The organism is Paracoccus sp. NIOT.M2S5SZ12, assembly GCF_057748165.1.
This window is the reverse complement of record NZ_JBYLFR010000025.1, coordinates 19,715-30,748: the sequence shown is the minus strand read 5'-3', so window position 1 is coordinate 30,748 and position 11,034 is coordinate 19,715. Positions and strand designations below refer to the sequence as shown.

Annotated in this window: 8 protein-coding genes and 1 tRNA gene; 3 read left to right on the top strand and 6 right to left on the bottom strand. The window is 65.0% G+C overall.

Features of this window, described 5'->3' with window-relative positions; all coding sequences use genetic code 11:
* The first annotated feature begins 48 nt into the window (after window positions 1–48).
* The 3 genes from AC2SGK_RS16650 (at window position 49) to AC2SGK_RS16640 (ending at window position 3,549) form a co-directional block, all read left to right on the top strand.
* Window positions 49–125 (top strand) — tRNA-Met (locus AC2SGK_RS16650).
* Window positions 126–476: 351 nt separating this feature from the next.
* Entirely contained in the window at window positions 477–1,784 is a 1,308-nt protein-coding gene (locus AC2SGK_RS16645) for an SIR2 family protein (RefSeq protein WP_488324580.1), read from the top strand.
* A complete protein-coding gene (locus AC2SGK_RS16640; protein ID WP_488324579.1) occupies window positions 1,771–3,549 on the top strand; it encodes an ATP-binding protein in 1,779 nt (592 codons plus the stop codon). The genes AC2SGK_RS16645 and AC2SGK_RS16640 overlap by 14 nt, the downstream gene beginning before the upstream one ends.
* A gap of 36 nt (window positions 3,550–3,585) precedes the next feature.
* Here the strand turns inward: AC2SGK_RS16640 and AC2SGK_RS16635 are convergent, their stop codons facing one another.
* The 6 genes from AC2SGK_RS16635 to AC2SGK_RS16610 form a co-directional block, all read right to left on the bottom strand.
* Window positions 3,586–3,753, bottom strand: a complete 168-nt coding sequence (locus tag AC2SGK_RS16635) for a hypothetical protein (RefSeq protein WP_488324578.1) — start codon at window positions 3,751–3,753, stop codon at window positions 3,586–3,588.
* Entirely contained in the window at window positions 3,740–3,985 is a 246-nt protein-coding gene (locus AC2SGK_RS16630) for a hypothetical protein (protein WP_488324577.1), read from the bottom strand. The genes AC2SGK_RS16635 and AC2SGK_RS16630 overlap by 14 nt, the downstream gene beginning before the upstream one ends.
* The gene (locus tag AC2SGK_RS16625) at window positions 3,982–4,656 is read right to left on the bottom strand and encodes a YcbK family protein (RefSeq protein WP_488324576.1); all 675 of its coding nucleotides are present in this window, start codon (window positions 4,654–4,656) and stop codon (window positions 3,982–3,984) included. The genes AC2SGK_RS16630 and AC2SGK_RS16625 overlap by 4 nt, the downstream gene beginning before the upstream one ends.
* 72 nt (window positions 4,657–4,728) lie before the next feature.
* Window positions 4,729–5,037, bottom strand: a complete 309-nt coding sequence (locus AC2SGK_RS16620; protein ID WP_068767525.1) for a hypothetical protein — start codon at window positions 5,035–5,037, stop codon at window positions 4,729–4,731.
* 33 nt (window positions 5,038–5,070) lie between these two features.
* Window positions 5,071–6,993, bottom strand: a complete 1,923-nt coding sequence (locus AC2SGK_RS16615) for a DUF2793 domain-containing protein (RefSeq protein ID WP_488324575.1) — start codon at window positions 6,991–6,993, stop codon at window positions 5,071–5,073.
* Between the two features lie 11 nt (window positions 6,994–7,004).
* On the bottom strand, window positions 7,005–11,003 hold the full coding sequence (locus AC2SGK_RS16610) for a baseplate multidomain protein megatron (protein WP_488324574.1): 3,999 nt from the start codon (window positions 11,001–11,003) through the stop codon (window positions 7,005–7,007).
* Between the last annotated feature and the right edge of the window lie 31 nt (window positions 11,004–11,034).

The following is an 11,034-nucleotide window of genomic DNA, read 5'->3' as shown; positions in this document are numbered from 1 at the left end:
ACGCATATCTCTCTGAAACGATAAAAAACCCGATCAGGACACACATGGCGCGGGGTAGAGCAGCCCGGTAGCTCGTCAGGCTCATAACCTGAAGGCCGCAGGTTCAAATCCTGCCCCCGCAACCAAAAAATACAAACATATCAGATGCTTAGAACCCGACGTAACCGTCGGGTTTTTGGCGTTCCAGTTTACATCAACGCCACATCAACACCCAGCCAGAAAAACCGCACCAGCACGCAGTCGCGGGCATTGGCAAGCAACGGCGGGTAATGCGCGCAACGTCGCCCTGCGTGCTGCGCCCTCATACTGGCTGCCGGGTCACGTCGGGACACTGCAAACAGGCTCAATCCGGTTGTAAAGGCGCGGATTCGACGGCAACTTGTGGATGAAGCTATATGTCCCGCGCACCCTCTTGGGGCGCCCGTACCAACAGAACTGACCAGAATTAGGATGTTAAGTTTTCCGCAGGAGTGCCCTTGAGTTACTGGATCGATCAGCCCCCATCCGCGAGCAACCTACGCTTGTTCCAGTCCGAAGGGACATGGCTGGCATGGGATGATCGCGAGGAAGATGGAAAGACCCGCCGCGGAGCAAGAGGACAAGTCGAAGAACGACTTCTTTCGGCGCTGAATGCAACGAACCTAATGGCCCTACTTGGTTCGGGCGCATCATTTGCGGCGAAAAATGCGGAAGGTGACCAGGCTCCTGGCATGGGTGATCTCTGGGACGATGCTCGACAGAAGGTCGGGGAAGAAGACTTCGACAAGGTTGTAGCCGAGGTCTGGGGTGCGACCGGCAAGAAGGACATCGAGTCGCTTCTCAGTCTGTGCAAGATGACGGTTGAGCTGCAAGCTGCCCGCGGGGCAGGCGCTAGTTTGGATGCTGCTGGCGGCGCGCATCTTGACCTGCCATCCTTTGTTCTGAAAGCCGAACAGGCGATCTTGGATCGCGTCGACTTTGTCTCGGAGAAGACGGACCTCATTTCTCACAAGGAGTTCCTGCGCCGCCTCGCCCGCCGAAGCGCTGAAAAGGCGCGTGTGAAACTCTTCACCACGAATTACGACCGCTGCATCGAGGAAGCCGCCGTCGCCCGGAACTTGGCTCTGATCGACGGCTTTTCCCATTCTGCGGTCCAGCGGTTCAACCGCGATCACTTTCAGCAGGACATCGTACGGCGATCTACTAGCAGCACGCGCGCGGACTATGTTGATGGGGTTTTCCACCTCTACAAGCTGCACGGGTCGATGGACTGGCGGCGGCGCAAGTCTGATGGTGTGGTGATCCGCCGCCTTGGCCACGACGGGAACCATGAGCCAGTGCTGATCTACCCGCGCTCCTCGAAGTATCAGGAGGCCTTTGCGCCGCCCTACCTCGATATGTTCGCGGCTTGGCAGGCGGCACTGCGAGAACCCGACACGACATTGATCGTCAGCGGTTTCGGATTTGCCGACGATCACATCAGCGCACCGATTTGGTCTGCGCTTGAGTCGAACCTCTCGATCCGCCTAGTGCTTTGCGATCCTTGCTTCGTGCCAGTTGCCCAGTTGGATGACACAGGACGGATTGGTGAAGCCCATGTCATTGAACAGACGAACGACCAGCTCAAAGACTACCAAACTCGTATTCTTCGGCTTGTCAGGGAGGGAGACAGCCGGATCACGGTCCTAAACGGCCGCTTCAGTGATCTGGCCCTCGCGTTGCCTGAGATCATTGGGGAGACCGACCGGCAACGGCTGGAGGCTCGACTTGAGCGTATCCGAGGGCAGGACCATGGCGACGGATGACCGCTCGGCGCTGATCGACGGGGAAAAGCGCCTTGGTACTGTGACCAAAGTCAGCGCGTCCGGGATCGAACTGAACCTGCCACAAGCCCTTGCTGCGGCCGGTCGACGAGGCATAGCGCGTGGGACGGTGGGCGACTTCGTCTTCATCGACTGCGACCAGGCAGTCATCCTCGGACGCGTCGTCGAGGTCCATATTCCCGACCGCAACCGTCCCGCCCTTGAAAGACAGATCGAGCGCGAGCCCAGCGTGGAGCCGGTTGGCAGGGTTCAACTGCTTGCCACGATCCGCAAGACGACGCAGACAGTTGTCAGGGGGGTGCTCGTTTCACCGAGGGTTGGTGACGGTGTTTTCGAGGCCAATGGCCCTGCACTGTCAAGCTCGATCCAGGCCGCTCTCTTTGGTGGCGTCGATGTGCAAGATGGCGCACAGCCGATCGCCGTGTCCCTCGGTCGAATATCTGGCATCGACGACGCCGAAATCGCGTTACCGCCGGAAAAGCTGTTCGGCCGCCACTGCGGCATCTTCGGTGCAACCGGCGGCGGGAAGAGCTGGACCCTGGCAAAGCTCGTTTCCGAAGTCGCTCGTCTGGGTGGCAAGGCCATCGTCTTTGATCCGACTGGCGAATTTTCGGGAAAGCTGCCTGGCGCGGTAGAGTATGTCTTCACGCGGGCCGAGGCTGGCCAGACGCTGGTCAGGTTTCCTTCTGAAAGGATGACCGAGTTATCGCTTTTTGCGCTCCTGCGCCCAACCGGTCAAAGCCAAGGACCGACTATGCGCGAGGCGATTAGGAGCTTGAGACTGGTTCGTGCCCTGCGAAACGACGCCGCAATTGTGCCGGAGCAAACAGGACAGAGACAACGATTCTTCAAAGAAGCATTCGGAACAGTGCTGGTAGAGCAGGACTTCACGGTCCAGAAGACCGGTCAGTCAATCTCGGAGTACAACAGAGCCACAGCCCACTACTCAACCGCAATGGCATCAGAGTTGTGCGACTTCGACGTGGCTCTTCTCACAGACCAGATCGTAAACGAGTGCATTTGGCCAAGTGACAACCGAAATCCGGGGGTTTTTGGCGGCAAAGCCGACACTACGTTGAACTACTGTAACACGCTGATCGTGCGCATGCGCGGAATGCTGGCGTCCGCAGAGCTAGGATGTCTGTTCGGGAACGAGGGCGAAGATATCTGCATCCTCCTCGATGGCTTCCTGAACGCCCCGCAGCAACGGGTATGCCTGATCTCGTTCAAGAACGTCAGTTTCAACCACAACGCCCGCGAACTGCTTCTGAATACAATCGGTGAGTATCTCCTCGGCCTCGCCCGTGCCGACCGTTTCCGGACGCAGCCCGTCATCTGCTTCCTCGATGAGGCACATCAGTTCATGGGTCGTTCGGTCGGGGACGAGTTCAACAGTGTCTCGCTCGACGCATTCGGCCTGATTGCCAAGGAGGGTCGGAAGTACGGGCTGACGACTGTTCTCGCCACACAGCGCCCTCGCGACGTTCCGCAGGACGTGCTGAGTCAGCTTGGGACGTTGTTCGTCCATCGGCTTACGAATGAGCGCGACCGCGAGACAATCGAGCGGGCCTGCGGTGATCTGGACAGGTCCGCCGCAGCATTTATCCCTTCGTTGAGCCAAGGCGAGGCAATTGTCTTGGGGCCGGATCTTCCCGCTCCCCTGCCGATCCAAATTACAGCGCCCGATAAGACTTCCCAGCCAACCTCTCGCGGTCCAGATTACCAGCGGGCCTGGCGGCAACTCTGATCAGGTTCGCCGTGCTGGCTTCGTACGCCTCGTAGTTCATCTGCACGCCCGCGCCTGATCGCGCAAGACGGCATAGTCGCCCAGCATCCGGACGATGACCGCGCCATCTGGCAGCGAGTCGACCTCGTCGGCCGCGCGCGCCTGATCGGCAGAAGAATACTCGACCACAGGCGGACAGGGCGCGCGGGTGTCAGAATCGCCCATCGCGCAGCCGGTCAGCCAGAGCATCGCGATCAGGAGGGCGGCGGGCGGCGGCGTCGAGCATCTGGCGGTGGATGGCATCGTTTCTCTCTCTGGCATCAAGCCGTTCGGCGGCGCGCCCGGCGCGTTCACCGGCGCGGCGCAAGTTGAACAGAAACAGCAGGATCGCTGCGGCGGTCAGGATCAGGCCCAGCGCTTTCCGCTCCGGGCCATGGGTGAGGAGCCAGCCGATCACCGTTGGCCCCGCTTCCAGTCGTCGAGCCGGGCGTGGATGGTGATGGCGATGCCGATCAGCGCGATGGCGATCAGTGCCCAGCGCAGCGTGTCGAGGTAGGGCACCAGCGGCTGGATGGTGGACTGGGTTTCGGCAAGAACGTCCTGCAGGACCTCCACCCCTGCGGCGCCAACCGTGGCGGCACCCGCCGCGCCGCCACCGCGCAGCGTGCGGCTTTCCGAAAGCACCTCGCGCGCAGGCGGCAGTTCCGGGGCGAAGGGGACGGGCCGCGCCGGGAAGGGGTCGCCCCAGGATCGGGCAGGCCCAAGGTCGATGTGCATGAAGCCCGAGCGGGGATAGTATCCGAACCCCAGGAACCCGACCGCCCTCGCGGCCGCCTCGAAGGCTGCGGGATCGTGGTTCGACATGGCGATGTCGAAGGCGGTGGCCTGCATGTGCTTCGAGGCCGGCGCCCCGCCCACGGCCCGATTATGTTCCGGGCTGCGGTAGGCAGAACGGACGATCAGCGGTTTGCCCAGCCGGTCGCGCAGGGCCTGTAGCTTGTCCATCGCCTCGGTGTTGATCTTGATCGCGCCGGTGCCGCGGCAGGCGATCTCGGCGGCCGAGAAGTTCGGCCAGCGCCAGGTGTTGGCGGGCACATCCCGCCAGTGGGAGTAGGTCAGGGTCGGCATGGTGGATCCTCCAGATGAAAAAACCCGCCTCTGGGGCGGGGGATGTGGTCGTGGTGGTGATGTCGTCGACGCTCAGTCGGACCGGCCGCGCTGGAATGCGTCGAACAGCATGTCGCGCATCGAGCGGATGTCCGTCTCGATCCGGTCGAGGCGGTCGCCATCGACCTTGCGATCTTCGCTGCGCTGCTTGTCGGAGCGGTCGCGTTCGGCGATGAGTTCGCGATCAAGACGATCCAGCAGGGCCTCGTTGGTGAAGGCCTTGCGCGTGATCGCCGCGATCAAGGCCATGGTGCCACCGATCAGCGCGGTCAGCGCGGCGGTGATCCCGTGGTCCCGAAAGGCCCGCGCGACCTCCCCGGCAAGAGTGGTCTGGTCGTTCATGATGGTCCTTTCATTGCCGCAGGCTGCGGTTGGTCAGAAATCAGTTTCGAGGTAGACACCGGCGCAGTCGTAGGCGACGGCGGCGGCTGTCGCGCCGGTGTTCAGGAACAGCCGCGGCGACAGGAACTGCGTCGCGGCGGGCAGGTCGGCGGTGATCTCCTGTTCGAAGACGGCGCCTGAGACCTCGTCCACCACCCGCACCCAGACGGATGCCCTGTTCGGCGGGGCCGCGATGAACAGGGTGAGCACGCCGCCCGTGGCGACGGCAAAGCTCGCCCCCATGTCAGTCAGGGTCGGCGCCCCGGTGCCGTCGTTCGCGACAAGCTGCCATCGGGTGTGGGTACCTCGCTGGAAGCCAATGCCGATGCAGTTGATGGCGGTGGCCAAAGTCAGGGTAGTGGCAAGCGCGGCGGTCGATCCGTAAAGCCCGAAGAAGCCCATGCCGGTCGCCTGCAGTGTCGTGAGCGAAATCCGCGTCACGAAGGTCCAGCCGCCCAAGCCCGCCGCGTTGCCGCGCCAGCAGGCCCAGCCTGCGGATCTCTGGTCGGCGACCGAGTCCACGACGGCCGCCGAGGTCAGACGCCAGCGCCGCATCGAGGCGGCGAGGTTCGTCGCGGCCAGCGTCGGGTGCGAGACGGTGCCGACCGAGGTGATCGGCAGGCCTTCGGTCGTGATCGTGGTGCTGACCGAGGGCGACCAGTTGGCGATCCGGTTCACCCCGAAATGCGGCTGGAGCGGGAAGTCCCGCCCAGAGGGGCGCATCACGTCGATCCATGGCGCGCCTGCGCGGTTGCGGGCGTAGACGGCGGCCTTGCCTGCGGGCGGCGGTGACGGCGCTGCCGCCAGCCCCGGCAGGACCGTCGGCTGCGGCAGTTCCACCTGGCCGCTGGTCCGGTCGATCCTGATGGCGTCGTAGAAGGCCGAGCCATCCGGGCTGACCTTGAAGCTGAAATCGTCGTTGCCGAGGAGGCCGATCAGCGCACGAGCCGAGAATCCGGTCTTGAAGGCGAAGGCCGCATCGTTCCCGGCCGCCGCCTTGTTGACCGTGGCCTCGATCCCGGCCCCGGCGTTGTTGAACAGGAGCGCTGGGGTGTTGACTGAAACCCGATTGTAACTGTCGGCCGTGGCCCCGCCGAGGCCCAAGAGTTGCGCGGTAAGGTTCGCCTGCGGCATGCCGACCTGCGTGACGGCATTGGCGAAGGTGACCGTGGGCGTGTTCACCACCGTCGTGCCGCCCGCGCCAGCGGTGGCCGAGCCGATGTTCACGACGGTGGTGGATCCGGACGCGCCGCCAGTGCCGATGTTCACGGTCTTTGTCACGCCAGTCGTCGTGGCGCCTGTGCCCATGCCATAGGTCGCGGTCGTCGTCGCTGTGCCGATGCTGGCAGAAGCGGCCGAGACAGTGACTGTGCCCGAGGCAGTCAATATGCCTGAGAAGGTCTTGTTGCCGGTGAAGGTCTGCGTGCCCGCAAGGATCGCCAGTTCTGATGAGGTATTCGGCAGGGTGAAACTCCGCGTCGTCCCGGCGCTGATGCCCGCCAGCGAGAAGGTGGCCTTCTTCGTCGGGTCCGCCTCGTTCACCAGGCTGAACACGGCGTCCGAGACGTCGCGCGGCTCGCCCACGACGTCCCAGGCGCTGCCAGTCCAGACGAGAAACAACCCCTCTGCTGCGACCCAGACCAGCCAGCCGGTGCGTGGCACCAGCCGGATCCATGCGCCGTCGATCCAGAACGCGATGTTCAGATCCCACCCGGCGCAGAGGCCGGTCGCTCCGGAGGCCACCAGATGGCGGTTGCCGTCGGCCGGGCTGGCCGGTGGCGCGGTGCGCATCCGATCAAGGACCGAGAGCTGCACCATCGCATCAAGCAGGCGCAGTGCATCGTTGTGGGTGACATGCTTCTGGGCTTGGGCGGCCAGAAGATACGGCAGCCCAAGGTGCGTCGTGGTGTCGGACATGGGGATTCCCGTCAGAACTGGAGGGTCACGGTCGCAGGCGTGCCGCGGCCGAGACGGTTCGAGAGCTGGTAGATGCGGATGGCCAGTGTCTGGCCGGGCTCGAGCGGCGCGCCCCAATCGGCGGTCTGCTGGACGGCGGTGTAGAGGACGGAAGTCGTGCTGCTGGTCAGCGTGCGCTTGACGGTCGTCCCGTCGAGGATCTGCACATCATAACTTTCCATGTCCTCGGCCAGCGCCACTTCGACCTGTTCCCAGGCATCCGCGACCAGCGCGCGGGATCGGCGCGTCCAGCGGATGGTCAGATCGCCCGGGGTGCGCGCGATCCGCCACGGCTGTTCGACATGGACCGGGGCGAAGGGCACGAGGCCCCGCCCGATCGGGGTGAACCCCAGCGCGGCATAGCGGTCGTCGCTCACCGCCCGTGCGGCCGGGCCGACGCGCCAGTTCCATGGCAAGCCAAGGTCTGCCTCGGCGATGGGCAGTGAGGCCAGCGTTGCATCTAGAACGACCACCCGAGCCCCCGCCGGTGCCGGGTTGCCCATGGCATGTTCCGTTCCGCGCTGGCCGCGCAGCAGGCGGGTCAGGCGGTACCGGCCGGGTGCGATCAGTTCGGCCGCGCCTGCCTGCACGATCTCCCATTGGCCAGCGGCGCTCTCGACCGCCAGCGCATTGGCCCCGCCGAACAGTGCGACGTCCGTCACGCTTTCCAGTGTGCCTGACAGCAGATCGACGACCAGAGCGTTGCCCAGATCGAAGCGCGAGGTCGGCCCCGGAAAGAAATCGAAGGCCAGCGTCCCGATCCGGGCCCGACTGCCAAAGGTCGTCAACAACGAGAACCCATCCGTCGAGGCGCTGCGGAACACGGCGATCTCGCCAGGCCATGGGCTGGCATGGGCGGCGATCAGGGGCCGATGTGTGGGCTGGTCTTCGCTGATCTGCGGCAGGTCCAGCATCACCACCTCGGGCGTGCCGAAGACGACGGGGCTGGCGAGCGAGGCCGGGCGCGGATCGCCGGGCGGCAGGTCGTAGGCGGCGCGGTCCTGGCGCACCGCCTCGATGCCCCTTGCCCCGGCATCGGCGACCGAGACGAGGCGGAACTCGACCTCGCGACCGTCATGCGCGAGCCGGATCACGTCGGCCGGATCGAGGGCCAGCTTTGAGGGCGGCAGGCGGAAGGTGGCGCTTTCCCGGCCGATCCAGGCTTCCATCAGCGCGCGGCGGCAGCGGCGTTCGGCCTCCTCGGGCGGGATTGCCATCGGAAAGGATTCGGACGCGATGCGGGTCGTATCGACGGTGATGCGGCGGGCTTCGACGAGGGCCGCGTCATAGTCTTCGTCCGCCCGCGCGACCTGCCACTTCAGGGCCTGCGGCAGTTCCGTCTCCTGGCCACGGGTCAGCTCAAGAGCCTCGCCTTCGCGGCTGGCCACCAGATCATCGATGGCCAGCGTAGCGGTCGAGGCACGGCCGCGCATGACAAAACGGATCACGCCCTCGGTCTCGATGGCGTCGAAGCCGAAATGCCGGGCCAAGGTGGAAATCGACGCGCGAGGGCTTTCCAGCGCGCCAATCACATAGCCCTCGACCGCGCCCCAGAGGCCGGAAACGTCGATCAGGCTCTCCGCCAGCCCAGCGCGCAGACAGAGATGGCGCACCAAGGCGGCGAGCGACACCGCGCCGAGCCGTCCGGTCAGCCAGTGTCCCAGCCGCCAGTGCGGCCCGTCCGTCCAGACGCCGGTCAACTTGGGGAAGAACGGATAGGGCCGCGCGTCCCAGGTCCATGCGGCGCATTCGGGGACATGAACCATCCGGCCGCCGTAGACGGATGAGGTCGGGTTGTTCGCGCCCTGACCCCACCAGAGATAGCTGGCCTCGAGGTAAGCACGCTGGATCGCGTCATCGCGCCAGCCGCGCGAGAAATACGGGGTGAAACTCTCGGACGACTTCGGGTCGAAGAACACGTTCGGCTGGTTGGTGCCCCGGTCTATGGCGGGGCACCCCAGTTCGGTGAACCATATGGGCTTGGACTGCGGCACCCATGCGGTCGGCGTTCCACTCTCCACCCCGCCTGGGCGGTTGAAGTGGGCATTCGACCACCAGGCCCGCAGATCCTTGTAGCGGAAGACCCAGGGCTTGCCTGCAGCACCGTCCGTGATCGGAGTGCGGATCTGGGCCGACCTGTCGGCGGCGGATGCATAGAACCAGTCGAAGCCCTCGCCCCCTGCGATGTTCGCCTGCAGGTAGCCGCGGTCATGGATCGCCGCCCAGCCTGCCAACGCATCCGCATGGTCGAAGCCGTCGCGCCAGTCGGAGAGCGGCATGTAATTGTCGATGCCAATGAAATCGATGTTGGCATCCGACCAGAGCGGGTCGAGGTGGAAATAGACATCGCCGCTGCCGTCGCCGGGCTGGTGACCGAAATATTCCGACCAGTCGGAAGCATAGCCGACCTTGGTGCCCGGCCCGAGGACCGACTTCACGTCTGCCGCCAGCGCCTTGAAGGCGGTCACGGCCGGATACGTGCTGGCGCTCGAGCGGATCGTCGTCAGACCGCGCATCTCGGTCCCGATCAGGAAGGCATCGACACCGCCCGCCACCGCGCAGAGATGGGCGTAGTGCAGGATCATCCGGCGCAGGCCCCAATCGCTGGTGGGCCCGGTCCAGCTGACAGTGTCGCCCGACACCGCGAACTGCGCCGGGGTGGCCGCGCCGAAGAAGGCCGAGACCTGCGTTGCGGCGGCGGCGGTCTTGTCCGCGGCCCCGGCATAGCCTGCTGCTGGGGAGCAGGTGATCCGCCCGCGCCACGGGAAGCTCGGCTGGCCCAGCGTGGCGGCGTTGATCGAATAGGGGTTGGGCAGTGTATTGCCTGGCGGCACGTCCATCAGCAGGAACGGATAGAAGGTCACCCGCAGCCCGCGCGCCTTCATCTCGCGGATCGCTTGCACCACCGCGAAATCCGCAGGCGTGCCGCCATAGACCGGCCGATCCTCGGCATCGCGGCTGACGAGATGGGCTGCAGCGCGGGAAATTCCGTTGACCGTCCAGACCTTCGGGCTGGTGACCTTTGTCGCCACCTCGACGCCGGGCTTAATCGTGCAGTTGCCCGCGCGCAGATCGTTGCCGAACCAGGCGACGACCAGGCTGACACTCTCCACAGCCGGGGCCATGGCCTGCAGCCGATCGAGGGCGACGACGATGTCGGTCTCGTCGGGCAGCGCGTTCAGGTTCTCGGCCGTGGTGGTGCCACCGGTGGTCTGGCCGAAGACTGTCGCCGTGGCGCCGACCGTCTTGCGCACGGCTTCGGTCGCATAGGTGAACTCGCCCGAGGCCGGGATCATCGTCACCGCCTTCACCAGCCCCTCGGCCGTGTCAGGATCGGCAAGGGGCCGGAAGACCTCGAAGGACAGCTGCGGCAGGCGGTTGCCGTAGGTGGCAAGCGCCAGTTCCTCGAAGACGACATAGGCCGTGCCGCGGTAGGCGGGGGTGTTGGCCGCGCCCATCTTCGCCGAAATGTACGGGTCCGCGGTCTGGGTCTCGTTCCCCGGATACCAGCGCCAGGTGATGCCGGTCATGTCGAGCGGCTTGCCGTCTGCCCAGATGCGGCCGATGCCAGTGATCGGGCCTTCGCAGAGCGCCACGGCGAAGCTGGCGTAGTACAGATACTCGGTCGTCTGGACCCTCCCGCCGCCGCCACCCTTGCCGCCGCCTTGCGTCGTGGTCCTGGTCTCCTCGCGGAAATCGGTCGCCCAGATGATGTTGCCACCGATGCGCATGCGGCCGTAGAGGCGCGGAATGATCGCTCCCTCCGTCGCTGACGTGATCCGAAGACTGTCGAGGCGCTGGCCCTCGATCTTCTGCGCCGGGGCCAACGAGGACACGATCCAGCTGTCCACCACCGAACCGATGGTCGAGCCGATGAATCCACCGATGGCGGCACCGGAGAAACCAAGGATCGCGCCGCCAAAGGCCCCGCCAATGGCGGAACCGACGGCGCCGAGGACGAGCGTGGCCATTGCGGAAACTCAGGGTTCGAAGGGTTGTGGG